We start from the raw sequence: 15041 nt of genomic DNA, 5'->3' as shown, positions 1-15041 counted from the left end.
AGAGACCGCCATGCACACCGCCATTCAGGAATTCGCTGCCGCCTTCGCCGAGACCGCCTCGGCCGTGCGGGCCGAGCAGCTCTCGGCCCGCACTCCGTGCGAGAAGTTCACCGTCGCCGAGTTGCTCGACCACCTCGCCGGCGTCCTGCCGTCCTCCGAGCGCGCGGCCCGCAAGCAGCCGCAGTCAACCGCCGGCGACCCCGCGCCGGTCACCCCGGCGGCCGTGGCCGAGTACGCGATCAACGTCGCGGTCGCGTGGGCCGACCCGGCCGCGTACGAGGGCCTGACCGAGTTCGGCCCCGGTGAGATGCCCGCCGACTTCGCCGCCGCGATCACCCTCCAGGAGCTCGCCCTGCACGGCTGGGACCTGGCCGGTGCGACCGGTCGGCGCTTCCGCGTCGGCGAGGACTCCGCGAACACCGTGCTCGCGGTCGTCGAGCAGATCGCGGCGAACGCCCGCGCCACCGGCGCCTACGGCGAGCCCGTCGCCGTATCGGCCGATGCGAGCGCATTTGACCGCGCGCTGGCCGTCAGCGGCAGGAATCCTGGCTGGAGTGCCTGACCTGCCACGCGGGCGAGCAGCGACGAGACGAGGCAGCAGCAATGACGATCGACGAGACGGCGCAGCGGGTGATCCCGCTCCCGCCCGAGCAGGTGGCCGCGTATGCCATGGACTGGCGCCACGACCACGAGTGGACGCAGGGCATCCGGACGGCGGAGCTCACCCGGGAGGCCGACGGCGGAGGCTTCGGCGTCGGCGCCGAGGTCACCCGCACCGCGTACTTCCTCGGCAAGAGGATCGACTACGTCCTGCGGGTGGCCCGGCACGACCCGCCCGGGCTGCTCGACATGGTGTCGGTGGCCGGTCCGATGCCGATGCACGTCACCTACTCCTTCACCCCGGACGCCGGCGGCACGCTGGCCCGCATCCGGGTGCGGGGCGACGCCGGCGGCTACTACCGGCTCGCCGCGCCGCTCATGGCGCGCAAGGTCCGCTCCTCCCTCGGCAAGGACCTGCGCGACCTCGAACACAGGCTCACCCCAGCACCATGACCCCCGATCCCCCAGCACGCACCGCACGCACGGGCACACACCGCACCACCCTGAGCACAAGGAGCACGACGATGTCCGAAATCGCCTTCCAGGTCGAGATCGCGGCCGACCGCAAGACCGTCCACGAGGCCCTGAACACGCACGACGGGCTGACGGGGTGGTGGACCAGCGGCGTCGACCGCAAGGACGAGATCCTCCTCTTCGACTTCCCCATGGTCCCCGAGCCGTTTCAGCTGCGCCGCGACGAGGCCACCGAGAGTCGCGTCGCCTGGACCTCCGTCGGGGCCTTCCCGCCCCACTGGTCCGGCACCACGATCACCTGGGAGCTCTCCGACAGCCCGGAGCTGGACGGCGGCACCCGCGTGCTCTTCCACCACCGGGGCTGGCAGGACGGCGACCCCGGCCTGCCGCCGGCCGCCTACACCTGGGGCCTGCTGATGACCCGACTCAAGGAGTACGCCGAAACCGGCGTGCCACAGCCGCTGTTCACCCTCTGAGAGGCTGCCATGGCCATCGACGAAGGCCTGGCCCAGCGGATCCGCGAGCAGCTGGGCGAGGTCCCCGGCCTCACCGAGAAACGCATGTTCGGCGGCCTCGCGTTCCTCCTGAACGGCAACATGGCCGTCGGAGTCCACAGCGACGAACTCATCGTCAGGATCGGCCCCGACAACACGGACGCGGCCCTGGCCCGCCCGGGCGTCCGCCTCTTCGACATCACCGGGCGCCCCATGCGCGGCTGGATCCTCGTCGCTTCCTCCGCCCTCACCGAGGACGCGACTCTCGGCGACTGGATCGACCGGGGCCGCACCTTCGCGGCGACCCTGCCGCCCAAGTAGCGGGCCGTCGACGAACGCGACCTCGCCCAGGTCCGCCGACGAGGCCGCCGAGGTACGGCACCCGCGCATCCATGACACGGCCACCGGGTTGGCGCAGACGGGCCGCATGCCGGTTGGATGTCGCGAGACGTTTCGACTCGAAGGAGCGAGGACCCGACACATGCCCTCTGACGACCTGTTCGACGAGATCGCCACCGACCTCGCCCCACGCGGTGCCCATGCCGGAGCGATGTTCGGTAAACGCGCCCTCAAGGCCCATGGCAAGGCCTTCGCCTGCCTCCAGGCCGACCTGCTGGCCTTCCGACTCGGCGGCGGCACGCCCGCCCACGCCGAGGCCCTGGCCCTGCCCGGAGCCGAACTCTTCGACCCCTCCGGTAAGCACCGCCCGTTCAAGGACTGGGTCGCCATCCCCGTCGCCCACGCCCACGCCTGGCCCCACTACGCCGAAACCGCACTCGACAGCCTCGCCAACTGAAGGAGCCAGGCCAGTGCCAGAGCCGGTCAAGGCCGTCAGGCTCACGAACAAGGAGGGCCGGCAGTTGCAGCGGATCGTGCGTCGGGCAGCACGAACAACTCCCCTGATCGATCCCACCGAAATCGACGCCGACGGGCCGGCAGCGACGACGAACTGTCGCTGCTACCGGCCCTTCAGCCGGCCGGCTGTCCGAACCCCGTCCGGGTCACACCACGGGTGCGGCGGTCTCCGGCGCGGTGTCCCGCTTGGTTACCGCAGCGGCCGGCTTCGGGTTGAGTCGCCGCTCGGCGAGGTGGCCGAACAGGATGCCGAAGGAGGCCCATCGGGACGCGGAAGCCGTCAGTGTCCCGGGCGAGTGAAGACAAGGCGTTCGCGCTCGACTTGCGCGCGGATCACGCAGTCGTTCGCGTGGTCGTTGATCAGCCCCATGGCCTGCATGAAGGCGAAGACGGTCGTCGGCCCGACGAACTTCCAGCCAGCTTCCTCAGGTCCTTGGACAGGCGAATCGAGGTGGGTGAGGTCGAGACGGTCTGCGGCTCGGGCAGCTGTGCCGGGTCGGGCTCGTAGCGCCAGACGAAGGCGGCCAGCGATTCTCCGCTCTCCAGCATCGCCTCGGCGCACCTGGCGTTGTTGATGACCGCCTCGATCTTGCCGCGGTGGCGGACGATGCCGGCGTCCTGCAGCAGGCGCTCGACCTCGCGCTCGCCGTAACGGGCGACCTGGGTGATGTCGAAGCCGGCGAAGGCGGCCCGGAAGTTCTGCCGCTTGGCCAGGATCGTGCGCCAGCTGAGTCCGGACTGGAAGCCTTCCAGGCTCAGCTTCTCGAACAGGCGCCGCTCGTCGGCGACCGGGAAGCCCCACTCGGTGTCGTGATAAGCCAGGAACTCCGGTACGGCAGCACTCCATCGGCAGCGGGGGCGGCCGTCGGGTCCGGGCGTCGTCGTGCTCATCGGATTGGTCCTCGGTCAGGGAAGCAGGAACTTGAGGCGGTCGTCGGCCATGCCAGGGGCTATCTCGATGATCTCCGCGCGGACGACGTCCTGCGCGACGAACGGGTCGGCGTTCACACGCTCCTCCAGTTCCTCCTTCGAGGTGGCGTGGGCGAGGACCGCGCCGCCGAGCCCCGGCTGGATGCTGCCGACCAGCAGGAACACCCCGTCGTCCAGGCCCTGCTTGATCCACTGCTGGTGGCCGTCCATGTACTGGCCGGCGGCGGACTTGTTCGTGGAGAAGCGCAGCAGCACGACGAACATCAGGTTCCTCTCAGGTGGTGGTGTAGGTGTCCAGCCAGTCGTTCATCCGGCGGACCTCCCGGCGGATGAACTCCTCGTCCTTGAAGGCGTTCGCGAGGATGGCGACGCCCTGACTGAATGCCAGGACGTGCATCGCCAGTGCCTCCGCTTCATCCGCGTGCCCAAGGAGCGCGAACTGGTCGCGGAGCCAGGAGCGGAAGAGCACGAACAGACCGTTGGCCTCACCCAGCGCGGCGTGGTCCAGCTTTGCCAGTTCGCTGGTCAGGGTGCCAACGGGGCAGCCGTAACTCTGGATGTCGGCACGGTTGGTCAGCAGGATCTCGATGAACCGGCGGATGCGGTCAGCAGGCTCGGAGTACTCGACCTCCCACTGCTCCAGCATCCGCCGGGTGTCGGCGAGCCTGGCGTCGATCACCGCATCCAGGATGCGGTCCTTCGACTTGAAGTGGTGGTAGAAGTTGCCCCTCGAGATCTGCACCGCCTCGGCGATCGTCGCGAAGGACGTGTGCTCGTACCCCTGCTGATAGAAGAGCCGGTCCGCCGCGTCGACGATCTGCGCCCGGGTCGCCCCGCCTCTCACGTTCATGCTCCTCCTCGCTCGCACCCAGGCCACCGGCACCAAAGACTTAGGACGGCTGTCCCAAGTGAATCCTAGGACAGCCGTCCTAAGTCTTGTCAAGGACCGCGCCCGCGGCCCACGAGCAGGCTCACCGCCTTCGACAAACCCATGCACTTCGCCATCGGCGGCCTGAGCAACCCCGACGACTGTCAGCGGCGGGAGGGGAGTTCCTGCTGCTCGCCGGCGGCGGCAGCGTGATCGGCGCCGCTGTCGCCGGGCTGGTGTGGCTGGTCCGGCGCCGCACCACGGATCCGGTGCCGGAGACGGTGATCGCCCTGGTCACCCCGTACGCGGCCTACGTGGTGGCGAAGGGCGCGCACGCCTCCGGCATCACCTCGGTCGTCGTCGCCGGCGTGCTGCTCGGCCAGACACTGAGCGGTGACCGAGCGGCAGGTTCATCCGCAACCGCGTCCAGGATCAGCCTGGATCTTCAGTACCCTCGCGCGTGGCGGTCGGTGTTGACGGACCTGCCCCCTCAAGCGCCCCCACCCCTCCGAAGATCCAAGAACCAACCCGTGGGCTTCCTGAAGGGCGGGAACGTCGGTTTCGGCGGATGCCGGGCCCGGCTGGCGTGTGTTGCTCACATCGTGGGGCCCGGAGGACAGTTCCTGGCCGGGACCGCCACCCATGGTGCCCGAGGTCATGGAGCCTTGGCTGGGTGGGGTTTCGGTGGCCGGTGGCGGATCGTGGCGGTGAGCAGGCACAGCGCCGACAGCGCAAAGAGTGCGGCGGTGATCAGGAGCCAGTGGTCGAGGAAGGGGTCGGGGTCGAGGCCGGTGGTGTTGCGGTAGCCGGGGACGCGGCGTAGGACGAGGGGGTACCAGACGGCGAGCAGGAGCAGGGAGAGGAAGGCCGGCACACGGACGTAGTTGACCGCTGGCACGCGCGGGCTGTGCGGGCCGTGGGGGACGCGTCCGAGACGGTCGGCGAGGGTCTGGGCAGCGCGGTCGGTGAGGGTGTACAGGGGGAGCAGGAGGAGGTCGTGGGCGAGGGCGGCGCCGACGAACCAGAGCGCGACCTTGATCGGTTCGCCCTTCAGGAGCCGGATCCCGGCGTAGATCGCCAGGGCGAAGGAGCAGAGGACGAGGAGCAGGTGCAGGGGGGAGGCGCCGTAGCGTCGCCGGATGCCGTCGCGGCTCAGGTGCGGGTGGGGCAGGTGCCGGGGGTGTGGTCGCTTCACGTGGTGGCTCCGAAGGTGAGGCGGGTGACCCATTTGGTGTTGTGGACGCCGGGGTTGGCGGGGACGATGACGCGGGCGGGGTAGCCGTGGTCGGGTGAGAGGTCGGCGCCGTTGACCTGGAGGGCGAGCAGGGAGTGCGGGTTGCGGACCTGGTTGTCGCGCAGGACGGTCGAGCTGAAGGAGCCGCCGCGTTCGACGGACTCGACGAAGACCTCGGGCAGGTCGCCGTGCAGTCCGACCAGGGCGGCCAGGTCGCTCAGGCGCACGCCGCTCCAGTGCTGGTCGGGGGTGGACCAGCCCTCCACGCAGGCGATCGGCAGGGCAGCGGTGCTCTGCGGCAACTGCCTTACCTGGTCCAGGGTCAGGACGCTCTCGTGGCCTGGTGCGCGGACGGTCAGGCGCCAGTCGGGGCCGATGTCGGCAGGCCGGATGCCGACGGAGGCTGCGGTCTTGTTGATCTGGAAGCCGTTCGGTCCGGTGCCCGGGTTCTGCCCGTGCGGCGCGAGCAGGGCTGTCCTGCGCAGCGCCCCGCCGATGCTCTGACCGGCCGTCACCACGAAGAGCACCAGGGATCCTGCGCCGACCATGCCCAGCGCGCCGCGCCGGGACATCGTGGCCCGGGCCGGTCGCGGCGCCACCAGGCCCGTGCCGTCGAAGGGTTCGGGCACGGTGGCGGCAGCGGTGGTTCGCAGTTCGGTGCGCAGGCGGCGGGTGCGCAGGGCGCGGGTCATCCGTCCGAGGCGGAAGGTCACGTGGACGACGAAGGCGCCGATGAAGACCCAGGCGCCGTAGAAGTGCAGGGTGTAGAAGGAGCCGGGGAAGATGTAGTGCAGCTGGATGTTCAGCAGGCCGGTGATGAACTCGAAAAGGGCGCCGCCGACCAGCAGCAGCAGCGAGAGCCGCTCCAGTGCCTGGGCGGGCGAGCGCACCGGCGGCCAGGCGAAGAGCTTGGGGATGACGGACCAGAGCTTGGCCAGCAGCACCGGGACGAGCACCACACCGAGGGTGACGTGCACGCCCTGGTTGAGCCGGTAGAGCCAGCTGGGTCCGGTGGGCCAGGCGAACAGGTAGAATCCCAGCCAACCCTTGTCCGGCGTCTGGTCGTTGACCGCGGCGAGGTCCGGATTGTATGCGGCGTAGGAGAGCAGACCGGTCACGAACATCACCGTGATGCCGAACAGCAACACCAGGCCGAAGACCGCGGTCAGCCACGGCCCGCGCAGCGGACTGCGCCAGAACTCCGGCCGCGCCGGCCCGGGCGGTGGGCCGGCGGCGAGCGCGGATCGCGGCCGGCCGGCGCGATGCCCATCGCCCGTGCTGTCCGCCGGGAGGGGAGACACAGGCTGACCCGAGCGCCCGGCGGTGGACCCGTCAGCCGTTGGTGCCTCGCCGCGGTCCTTGCGGGGGTCGGCTCCAGTCGCACCAGCGGGCTTCGGTTGGTCGCGGTCAGTCGGTCGGCGGGCGTCGCCGTCGTTGGCATCCATGGATCGTCCTTCGTCCTTGCCCCGTAGCGGCGGCCGCGTCAGCACGACGATAGGCAGCAAAAAGGGCGTAGGGCTGAAAGCAGGGCGGCCCCGATCAGTCAGGTCACCCGCCTGCGCCGCAGGCTCCGCAGTGCTGCCCCGGTACGGAATCCGACTCTTGCCCTGTGGCTCCGCTCGGCGAGCCTGGTCCGGTGGCAGGGTGGGCGGATGCCGATCCGGAGCGTCCTGACCTGCCTGCTCACGCTCGCCGCCCTGGTCGCTGCGAGTGGCCTTGGTCGCGCTCGACGGTCGCGGGGAGTGGCTGGCGGTGCCCGCCGCAGGCCAGGTGCTCTGTCCGGCGGACGGGGCGCTGAAGGTCCAGCGGGCCGCCTACGGCGCGGCTCTGCTGTGCGTGCTGGCCGGCGCGCTGCTGCGATGGCGCTTCGCCCCGGCGGACGGAGGCGGTGGCGCCGACTCAACTGTCCTGGGTAAGCAGCGCGCCGCGCTGAGCGGCGACCTTGCCTGACATCTCGTCGGATCAGTTGATCGGTACTGACTTGCGCAGGGCGACGAAGCACCGGCCGTGCGAGGTCCACTGCTCCACGTCGGTGAGTCCGGCCGACCGGGCGCGGCGGGCTGTGGCATCCGCGCCCAGCCGTGCCCAGGCGAACGGCGGCCCCAGCTGCCCGCCTGGTCCCTCCACCCGGACCCTGACCCGCTCGTCGACCTCCCGGCGCTCCACCTCCACCAACAGCAGGCCGCCCGGGGCGATCAGCTCGGCGCAGCGCCGCAGCAGCGCGTCCGGGTCACCGCCGATCCCCAGGTTGCCATCGGCCAGCAGTGCGGCGCCCCAGCGGCCTTCGGCGGGCAGCCGGTCGAAGACCGAGCGGCAGATGGCCGCGGCGCCCAGGCCCCGGGTGCGCTCCACCGCGGCACCGGCGAGGTCGACGCCGAGGGCCGGCACGCCGAGCGCGAGCAGTGCGGCCACCAGGCGTCCTGGGCCGCAGCCAAGGTCCAGCACTGGTGTGGCCAGGCGCGCGCAGCGCCGCAGCAGGCTGTGGTCCGCGCCTGCGGCCGGCCGGCACCAGCGTTCGATGTCGAGGTGAATCCGGCCGCCGTCGGCGCGGCGCAGCCACAGCGGCCCCCGCCCGGTGACCACGGCCTCGACGAACGGATCGTCGACCCAGGCGGCAGTGACCGTCATCCTGCCGCCTCCGGCGTGAGATCGAACGAGCGCAGGCTGCCGGCGAAGCGGCTGCCCGGTGCGGCCGCCGCGACCTGGTGGGCGTCGGTGAGGGTGTCGACGTCGTTGAGTTCGGGCAGCAGGGCGACCGTGAGACCGGCGGCGGCGAGCCGCGCCAGCAGGGCGGCCCCGGTGTCCGGCGTGGACATCGGCAGGTCCACCAGCAGTTGCCGGGCCAACTGTGCGGTGGGCCGGGCCAGTCCGAGTGCCCAGAAGCCGCCGTCCGTCGCGGGTCCGTACCAGGCGTCGACCCCGGTCCGAGCGGCTGGGGAGAGCGGCTCGGCCAGCATCCGCGCGGTCAGCTGCGGGGTGTCCATCCCGACCAGCAGCGCGGGTGCGGTGGGAGCCAAGCAGGCGGCGAAGGCGAAGGCCGCCGCGAGTCGCCGGTCCAGCCCGCCGGTGGTCTGCGGGACCACCTGCCACCCTGGCGGCAGCCAGCTCCCGGGCTCGCCGTCCAGCACCAGCAGCCGCTGCCCGGCAGGGACGGTGTCGAGCGTGTGCAGGGTGTCCACGAGGGCCGCCTCTGCCAGGGCTGCGGCCTGTTCGGGCGTGCAGGGCGGGGTCAGCCGGGTCTTCACCCGCCCAGGTACCGGCGCCTTGGCAATGACCAGGAGGGTGGGCGGCGGCGCGGCGAGCACGGTCCGCATGTCGCGCACGGCCTGCCGGGTGCCCCGCAGGGTACCGGTGACCTTGGAGCGCCCCGCGCGCGGCAGGTAGTCGACAGACGTCTCGGCGATCCGCATCCCGGCCGCCGAGGCGGCGAGCACCATCTCCAGCGGATAACCCGAACGCCGGTCGCCCAGCCCCAGCGCCAGCAGGCGCTCACGGCACGCCGCACGCATCGGACCGAGGTCGTGCAACGGCGCACCCGTCCTGGCCCGCAGCCGGCGAGCCAGCACGGCATTGGCCAGCCGCGCGTGCACCGGCCAGGCCCGGGCGCTGACGGGGCGTCGGCGGGCGAGCACCAGGTCAGCGGTGCCGGCTGCCACCGGGTCCACGACGCGCGGGAGTTGGGCCGGATCAAGTGAGCCGTCGCAGTCGAGGAAGCAGACCAGCTCGGCCTCCGCCGCGAGCAGACCCGCGTGGCAGGCCGCACCGAAGCCACGCCGGGCCTCCTCGACAACGGTCGCACCCAGCGAGCGGGCCAGCTCGGCCGAGCCGTCCCGCGACCCGTTGTCCACCACGATCGCCCGCCACCCGGACGGGATCCGACCCAGGACCCAGGGCAGCGCCGCGGCCTCGTCGAGACACGGCAGCACGACATCGACGGAGAGCGAGGAAGGCGTGATCACGTCGACCACGCTAAGGGCGGCAGGGCTCCCGACGGCCGCAGCGACGCCTTACGAAAGTCAGACGTCACTGCGTCCCCCCGTCCTGTTTGCGCCGTTCGGCCGCTCACCCGTTCAACAGCTCGTCAGTTCGGCGGTCCACCTGTTCAGCAGCGCAGTGACGCTCCCGCGAACTCGGCCATGCCCTCCTGAAACGAGACCCGCGGGCGCCAGCCGAGTTTCGGCGCGCAGCCGGCCCGAGTCGGCGGTGATGTGCCGAACGTCGCCCAGCCGGTACTCGCCCGTCACCACCGGCGCCGGGCCGCCGTACGCGGTAGCCAGGGCCTGGGCTATCTCGCCTACCGTGTGCACGCTGCCGCTACCGATGTTGTACGCCCGTGCGCTGCCCGGCTGCCCGCGCGCCCACCGCCGCGTCTGGCACTCAAGAGGGACGAACGGGCGTCCGGTCCTCCACCCTCGTGCTCAGGCATCGCCCACTCCGTCAGCGACCTGCCGGGAGCCCTGCGCGTTCCCTCGGCGCAGGCCCGACGTCCACTTCTCCTCGATCCGGGCGAACCGCCACACCAGCAAGGCCGCGATCCAGGTGACGACGAAGAGGCCGACGATCACGAAGCCGAGCAGGTTGATGTCGATGCCGCTGACCCAGTCCCAGAACCAGCCGGTCAGGCTCAGCTGGTCGGCGAGGAGCCCCAGGAGTTCGACGGTGCCGATGATCAGCGCGACCGCCACCGACAGGCCGGTGATGGTGAGGTTGTAGTAGACCTTGCGGACGGGCTTGGAGAAGGCCCAGCCGTAGGCGAAGTTCATGAACGAGCCGTCGACGGTGTCCAGTAGGCACATGCCGGCAGCGAACAGCACTGGCAGACAGAGGATCGCGTACCACGGCAGACCGGAGGCGGCGCCGCTGCCCGCCAGCACCAGCAGGGCGATCTCGGTGGCGGTGTCGAACCCGAGGCCGAAGAGCAGTCCGAGCGGGTACATGTGCCAGGACTTGGTGATCGAGCGTGTGGCGCGCCCGAGCACGCGGTTCATCAGGCCGCGCTTGTCGAGCTGCTCCTCCAGAGCAGCGTCGTCGAAGTGCCCGGTGCGCATCGTGCGGAAGACCTTCCAGATGCCGACCAGGATCACCACGTTGATCGCGGCGATGAGGTAGAGGAACGCGCCGGACACTGCGGTGCCGATCAGGCCGGTGACCTGGCGCAGCTTGGAGTTGTCGTCTTGGACGGGCCCGGCGAGGGCCTTGACGCCGAGAGAGAGGAGGAACGCCAGGGCGAAGACGATGCTGGAGTGGCCGAGGGAGAACCAGAAGCCGACTGACAGGGGCCGTTTGCCCTCGTGCATGAGCTTGCGGGTGGTGTTGTCGATGGCGGCGATGTGGTCGGCGTCGAAGGCGTGCCGCATGCCCAGCGTGTAGGCAGTCACCCCGATCCCGATGCCGAAGCTCTTGGTGCCGACGCTGTAGTGGCCGGGCGCGACGATCACCACCAGGGTGAACCATCCGACGACGTGCAGGGTGGTGATGAAGGCGGCCATCGCGGCCAGGCGGGACCATTCCTGACGGGTCATCGAAGCGGCGGTCCGGTGCCACGACGAGGTGATGCCTTGGTGGTCGGCACGGGCGGGGGCAGTGGTCATGGGCGTTCTTCCTCCTGCGGCGGCAACGGCGGCACAGCTGGAAGCCTCAGGCTGGTAGTTGCATGATGGTGGCATCTGCATGCAGGTGTCAGGGGCGCGCCGGGGCATCCCTGGGGCTGCCGCGGGCCCGGCGCACGCCGGGCATCGAAGTATCCGGCAGGCGCCGCCCACTGATCGGCATGGACATCCGGGTTGCGCTCGTCCGGACGCACAAGCGGCGGCATCGGCGGCCGAAGGGCGTTGCACTGTCGGCTGGACGGGTGAGCCCGGGGCCCAGCCCGGTGTCGTGGCCGCACGCCAGTGCGCTGTCTGGGGATGGTGGCAGGGCCGGAGCCGAACGAGGTCCGGTCGTCAGCTGCCCCGCGTCGCGGCAGCCTTGTCTGCTCCCGGAGGCAGTGCGTGGCCCCACACCGCCCCCTCGCCCGCGCGGGTCTCCTCCTCGGCGCGACCCTGTGGCTGCTGGCCGCGGCCGCACCGAGCGCCGACGCCCATCCGCTGGGGAACTTCTCCGTCAACCACTACACCGGCTTCACCGTCCACCCCGACCATGTGGAGGCTCTGTCGGTCACCGACACCGCCGAGATCCCCACGCTGCAGCAGAAGCCGCAGGTCGACCGAGATGGCAACGGCACCATCGACGACGCCGAGCGCGCCGCCTGGGCAGCCGAGCAGTGCCGCCAGAGCGCCCAACATGTGACCGTCACCGCCGCCGGCAAGCCCCTGAGCTGGACGGTGGACACCGCCCGGTTCCAGTACGCCGAGGGCAGCTCCGGGTTGCAGACCAGCCGCCTCGACTGCTCCCTGCGCGCACCCCTGGCCATCGGCGCCGGCGGCGCGCAGTTCCAGGTGGCCACGGGCAACGATCCGACGCGGGTGGGCTGGAACGAGATCACCGCGCGGGGCGAGGGCCTCCACCTCCAGGACAGCGATGTCCCCCAGGAGTCGAACTCCCAGCAGCTGCGGGACTATCCGCGGGACCTGCTCGACAATCCCAGCGGCGTCGTCCGCGCCCACTTCACCGCCCTGCCCGGCAACAGCTCCGCGCCCGCCGGCACCGCTGCCGTCCAGAGCACGCAGGCCGGCGGCCCCACCGCGTGGCTCGCCCACCTCGACGCCAAGCTCGCCGCCCTCGGCGCGACCCGAGACCTGACCCTGCCCATCGGCCTCCTCGCGGTCCTGCTCTCCGTCGTCCTGGGCGCCGGCCACGCCCTGCTACCCGGCCACGGCAAGACCATCATGGCCGCCTACCTCGCCGGACGGCGCGGCAGCACCCGCGACGCCCTGACGGTCGGAGCGACCGTCACCATCACCCACACCGCGGGCGTCCTCGTCCTGGGACTGTGTCTGACCGCTTTCTCCTCCCTGGCCGGTGACACCGTGCTGGGCTGGCTCGGCGTCACCAGCGGCGCCCTGGTCACCCTGGTAGGCGCCGGACTGCTCCGCGATGCGGCCCCCCGCGCCCGCGCGCGTGCCCACACACACATCGCACCGGCCCGGCTCACCGACGAGCCGGTGCCAGCACTCGCCGGAGCACCGGCAGCCCATCACGACCACTACGGCCACGAACACCAGGACGGTCACACCCACACGGAAGCCGACCACCACCCCGGGCACGAGCACAAGCACGGGCACGGGCACCCGGACGAGCAGGGGCACAGCCACGATCATCCCGAGTCCGCACAGCCCGACCACGCTCACACAGGCCGTCATGATCACGACCATGGTCACCGGCACGGCCTGTTCGGCCACCATCACCACCACGGCGAGAGCCAGCGCCCTCTGGGCAAGCGCGGCCTGATCGGGCTGGGCATCGCCGGCGGCCTGGTCCCCAGCCCTTCCGCACTCGTCGTCCTGCTGGGTGCCGTGGCGCTGGGCCGCACCCTGTTCGGCGCCGGCCTGGTCCTCGCCTACGGACTGGGCATGGCCGCCACCCTCACCGCCGCCGGACTGCTGTTCGTGCGTCTGGGCGACAGCATCGCGGGTGCCGCCGACCGGCCCCTGATCCGCGCGATCAATCGCATCACCCCCTACACCGCGCTGCTGACTGCCCTGCTGGTCGTCGCCGTCGGCATCGGCCTTGTCGTGCGCAGCCTCCCCTCGACCCTGTGAATCCCAGCGTGCCCCGGAGGTCCCCACTCGTGCCCATCGCTCGCCACTACCGCACCCTCCTCGTTGCCCTGGCTCTCGCCTCGCTCACCACCGCGTGCGGCGGCAGCGACGACAACGGGCGCTTCGACGCCCAGAGCGCCACGCCGTCCCCCACCTGCCAGCAGCACCAGAGCCGGCAACCGGGAACTCAGTACACCGGCAAGGAGAAGTCCGACCCCACCTCCGTCCTGGAGATGATGCGCTACTACACCGCCAACGGCATCAAGCCCTACTGCGACGGCAAGCCCGCCACCGCCACGGACCAGCAGTGGACACAGCTCTACCTCGCCCTCGGCGGCGACCCCACCCACATTCCGCGCCTGAGCTGACGTCCGTCTGCGCAACGGCTCGCGGGCTCGGCCCGGGCGTCAGCTGAACGGCAGCAGCAACACCGGCTTCCCGGTGGGGTGCTGTGACCCACCGGACGGCTCCACGGTGACGCCGATGCCGACCGCGCCGCGAATGGGGCCGGTGAGGAGGACGGATCCGTCGGTGGAGGGGAGCAGCCCGGCCGGGCGCATGGTGCCGGCGTCGTTGAACCACAGCTGGTACGTGGTTCCCTGCGGCAGTGCGGGCAGGTCGGCCGCGAGGAATCCTGCCTGGCCCCGGCTCGGCGACCAGACGACCGTCCCCATACCCGAACCGGCTGCGAGGGGGGCGGTGGCGGTCCTGGCATCCGGTTGGGTGAGCAGGGCGCCGAAGTCGACCTGCTGGGCGTGGAGCCGGTCTGCCTGGACGCTCGTCCGCTGGGCCTGGCCGTGCTGCTGCAGGGCGATGCCACCGAGGGTCGCGGCCACAGCGACCGAGGCAGCGAGGGCGAACTTCGGCCATCGCTGGGCTGCCGGCCTCGGCAGGCGGCCCCCGGCGGACGGCTGTGCGGTGCTTGCTGGGAGCTGTCGGATGGATGAGGCTGCCGCCAGGACTTGGGCTTTCAACTGCGTGGGTGGCACGACGGCTTCGGCCTCGGCGAGGCGGGCCAGGGTCGCAGCGAATTCCTGGACCTCCACGGCGCATGCCCCGCACTGGGCCAGGTGCTGCTCGAAGGCTCTGCGTTCTCCCTCGCCGAGCGCGTGGGCCGCGTAGGCTCCGCTGAGGGTGTGCAGATCAGCAGGTATGGTCACGGTTCCACCCCTAGGCAGTCGCGCAGCCGGATCAGTCCGTCCCGGATACGGGTCTTGATGGTGCCGAGCGGCGCGCCCAGGCGGTCGGCGACCTCCGGGTAGGAGAGGCCACGGTAGTACGCCAAGGCCACGGACTCGCGTTGCAGCTCGGTCAGGGCGCGCAGGCACCGGCGCACTTCCTGGCGTTCCAAGCGGTCCTCGACCTGCTCGGCGACTTCGTCGAACACCGGAGCGTGGGAGCGGGCGATGTCGCGCTGGTCCCGGTCGGCGGCGGACTGCGCGCTGCGCACCCGGTCCACGGCCCGGCGATGGGCCATGGTCATCACCCAGCTCATCACCTGGCCGCGCTCGGGCTGGTAGCGGGCGGCGTTCTGCCAGACCTCCAGCAGTACCTCCTGGGTGACCTCCTCCGACTGGGCGGCGTCTCGCAGGACACGCCGGATGAGGCCCAGGACGGGGCCGGCAACGGCGTCGTAGAGGTGGCTGAAGGCGTCCTGGTCGCCGAAGGCGACCTTGGCGAGGAGTTCCTGAAGGTCCGGGCCGCGGCGCTGCGGACTGGCGAGGTGGACGACGCTGTTCACTCGGCTGCCTCCCGCCGACGGGAGGCCGGGGCCGCCGTTCGCGCAGGGCAGGCGCTCACCCGGGTCTTCGGGTCGGCGAGTTGCATGAGTCCTCCGGGAACTGGCGAGATGCGACCGTGCCAGCGACTGGGGCGGCACAGAATCG

General features: G+C 71.3%; 17 protein-coding genes and 4 pseudogenes. 9 read left to right on the top strand and 12 right to left on the bottom strand.

Going from position 1 to position 15041, the window contains the following annotated elements; genetic code table 11:
* Positions 1-10: 10 nt before the first annotated feature.
* The 5 genes from ABD323_RS08350 to ABD323_RS08330 all read left to right on the top strand — a co-directional run bounded on the left by ABD323_RS08350 (position 11) and on the right by ABD323_RS08330 (position 2364).
* The gene (locus ABD323_RS08350) at positions 11-562 is read left to right on the top strand and encodes a TIGR03086 family metal-binding protein (protein WP_344440596.1); all 552 of its coding nucleotides are present in this window, start codon (positions 11-13) and stop codon (positions 560-562) included.
* Between the two features lie 41 nt (positions 563-603).
* The gene (locus ABD323_RS08345) at positions 604-1053 is read left to right on the top strand and encodes an SRPBCC family protein (protein ID WP_344440595.1); all 450 of its coding nucleotides are present in this window, start codon (positions 604-606) and stop codon (positions 1051-1053) included.
* A 71-nt stretch (positions 1054-1124) separates the two neighbouring features.
* Positions 1125-1550, top strand: coding sequence for an SRPBCC family protein (locus tag ABD323_RS08340; RefSeq protein ID WP_344440594.1), 426 nt, complete (start codon positions 1125-1127; stop codon positions 1548-1550).
* 9 nt (positions 1551-1559) lie between these two features.
* Positions 1560-1889 (top strand): TfoX/Sxy family protein, encoded by a 330-nt coding sequence (locus ABD323_RS08335; RefSeq protein ID WP_344440593.1) that lies wholly within the window; start codon positions 1560-1562, stop codon positions 1887-1889.
* 160 nt (positions 1890-2049) lie between these two features.
* On the top strand, positions 2050-2364 hold the full coding sequence (locus tag ABD323_RS08330; protein WP_344440592.1) for a hypothetical protein: 315 nt from the start codon (positions 2050-2052) through the stop codon (positions 2362-2364).
* Positions 2365-2703: 339 nt separating this feature from the next.
* On the opposite strand, the pseudogene ABD323_RS08325 reads toward ABD323_RS08330, so the two are convergent.
* From ABD323_RS08325 to ABD323_RS08315, 3 genes and pseudogenes are all read right to left on the bottom strand, one after another.
* Positions 2704-3314, bottom strand: a pseudogene (locus tag ABD323_RS08325) (DNA-3-methyladenine glycosylase I).
* 15 nt (positions 3315-3329) lie between these two features.
* On the bottom strand, positions 3330-3617 hold the full coding sequence (locus ABD323_RS08320) for a YciI family protein (protein WP_344440591.1): 288 nt from the start codon (positions 3615-3617) through the stop codon (positions 3330-3332).
* A gap of 10 nt (positions 3618-3627) precedes the next feature.
* Positions 3628-4203 carry a TetR/AcrR family transcriptional regulator gene (locus ABD323_RS08315; protein ID WP_344440590.1) on the bottom strand — a complete coding sequence of 192 codons (576 nt, stop codon included), beginning with the start codon at positions 4201-4203 and terminating at the stop codon, positions 3628-3630.
* A gap of 185 nt (positions 4204-4388) precedes the next feature.
* On the opposite strand from ABD323_RS08315, the pseudogene ABD323_RS08310 reads away from it, so the two are divergent.
* Positions 4389-4607, top strand: a pseudogene (locus ABD323_RS08310) (cation:proton antiporter domain-containing protein); the annotation flags it as partial.
* 269 nt (positions 4608-4876) lie between these two features.
* Here the strand turns inward: ABD323_RS08310 and ABD323_RS08305 are convergent.
* Positions 4877-5416, bottom strand: coding sequence for a hypothetical protein (locus ABD323_RS08305; protein WP_344440589.1), 540 nt, complete (start codon positions 5414-5416; stop codon positions 4877-4879).
* Entirely contained in the window at positions 5413-6756 is a 1344-nt protein-coding gene (locus ABD323_RS08300; RefSeq protein ID WP_344440588.1) for a molybdopterin-dependent oxidoreductase, read from the bottom strand. The genes ABD323_RS08305 and ABD323_RS08300 overlap by 4 nt, the downstream gene beginning before the upstream one ends.
* 451 nt (positions 6757-7207) lie before the next feature.
* Here ABD323_RS08300 and ABD323_RS08295 point away from each other — a divergent pair, with 451 nt between their 5' ends.
* Positions 7208-7405 carry a hypothetical protein gene (locus tag ABD323_RS08295; RefSeq protein ID WP_344440587.1) on the top strand — a complete coding sequence of 66 codons (198 nt, stop codon included), beginning with the start codon at positions 7208-7210 and terminating at the stop codon, positions 7403-7405.
* A gap of 12 nt (positions 7406-7417) precedes the next feature.
* Here the strand turns inward: ABD323_RS08295 and ABD323_RS08290 are convergent, their stop codons facing one another.
* The 5 genes and pseudogenes from ABD323_RS08290 to nicT form a co-directional block, all read right to left on the bottom strand.
* Complete coding sequence (locus tag ABD323_RS08290; RefSeq protein ID WP_344440586.1) at positions 7418-8083, bottom strand: methyltransferase domain-containing protein; 666 nt, start codon at positions 8081-8083, stop codon at positions 7418-7420.
* Positions 8080-8538 carry a DUF2064 domain-containing protein gene (locus ABD323_RS08285; RefSeq protein ID WP_425555911.1) on the bottom strand — a complete coding sequence of 153 codons (459 nt, stop codon included), beginning with the start codon at positions 8536-8538 and terminating at the stop codon, positions 8080-8082. The genes ABD323_RS08290 and ABD323_RS08285 overlap by 4 nt, the downstream gene beginning before the upstream one ends.
* A gap of 171 nt (positions 8539-8709) precedes the next feature.
* A pseudogene (locus ABD323_RS08280) lies at positions 8710-9423 on the bottom strand (glycosyltransferase family 2 protein); the annotation flags it as partial.
* 134 nt (positions 9424-9557) lie between these two features.
* Positions 9558-9804: pseudogene (locus tag ABD323_RS08275) on the bottom strand (NAD-dependent epimerase/dehydratase family protein); the annotation flags it as partial.
* 69 nt (positions 9805-9873) lie between these two features.
* Positions 9874-11046 (bottom strand): Nickel transporter NicT, encoded by a 1173-nt coding sequence (nicT, locus tag ABD323_RS08270; protein ID WP_425555909.1) that lies wholly within the window; start codon positions 11044-11046, stop codon positions 9874-9876.
* Between the two features lie 399 nt (positions 11047-11445).
* On the opposite strand from nicT, the gene ABD323_RS08265 reads away from it, so the two are divergent.
* Both ABD323_RS08265 and ABD323_RS08260 read left to right on the top strand, forming a co-directional pair.
* Positions 11446-13155 carry a high frequency lysogenization protein HflD gene (locus tag ABD323_RS08265; protein ID WP_344440585.1) on the top strand — a complete coding sequence of 570 codons (1710 nt, stop codon included), beginning with the start codon at positions 11446-11448 and terminating at the stop codon, positions 13153-13155.
* A 29-nt stretch (positions 13156-13184) separates the two neighbouring features.
* Positions 13185-13523: a hypothetical protein gene (locus ABD323_RS08260; RefSeq protein WP_344440584.1), complete on the top strand. Its 339-nt coding sequence runs from the start codon at positions 13185-13187 to the stop codon at positions 13521-13523.
* A gap of 39 nt (positions 13524-13562) precedes the next feature.
* Here ABD323_RS08260 and ABD323_RS08255 read toward each other — a convergent pair whose 3' ends face one another.
* Together ABD323_RS08255 and ABD323_RS08250 are read right to left on the bottom strand one after the other, a co-directional pair.
* Positions 13563-14315: an anti-sigma factor gene (locus ABD323_RS08255; RefSeq protein ID WP_344440583.1), complete on the bottom strand. Its 753-nt coding sequence runs from the start codon at positions 14313-14315 to the stop codon at positions 13563-13565.
* Positions 14312-14896, bottom strand: coding sequence for a sigma-70 family RNA polymerase sigma factor (locus ABD323_RS08250; protein WP_344440582.1), 585 nt, complete (start codon positions 14894-14896; stop codon positions 14312-14314). Before ABD323_RS08250 ends, ABD323_RS08255 begins: the two co-directional genes overlap by 4 nt.
* Positions 14897-15041: the final 145 nt, after the last annotated feature.

The sequence above is a fragment of the Kitasatospora nipponensis genome, assembly GCF_039528135.1.
In the GTDB taxonomy this organism is placed as follows: Bacteria; Actinomycetota; Actinomycetes; order Streptomycetales; family Streptomycetaceae; genus Kitasatospora; species Kitasatospora nipponensis.
The sequence above is the reverse complement of the archived record's forward strand: the minus strand, read 5'-3'. Positions and strand labels throughout refer to the sequence as shown.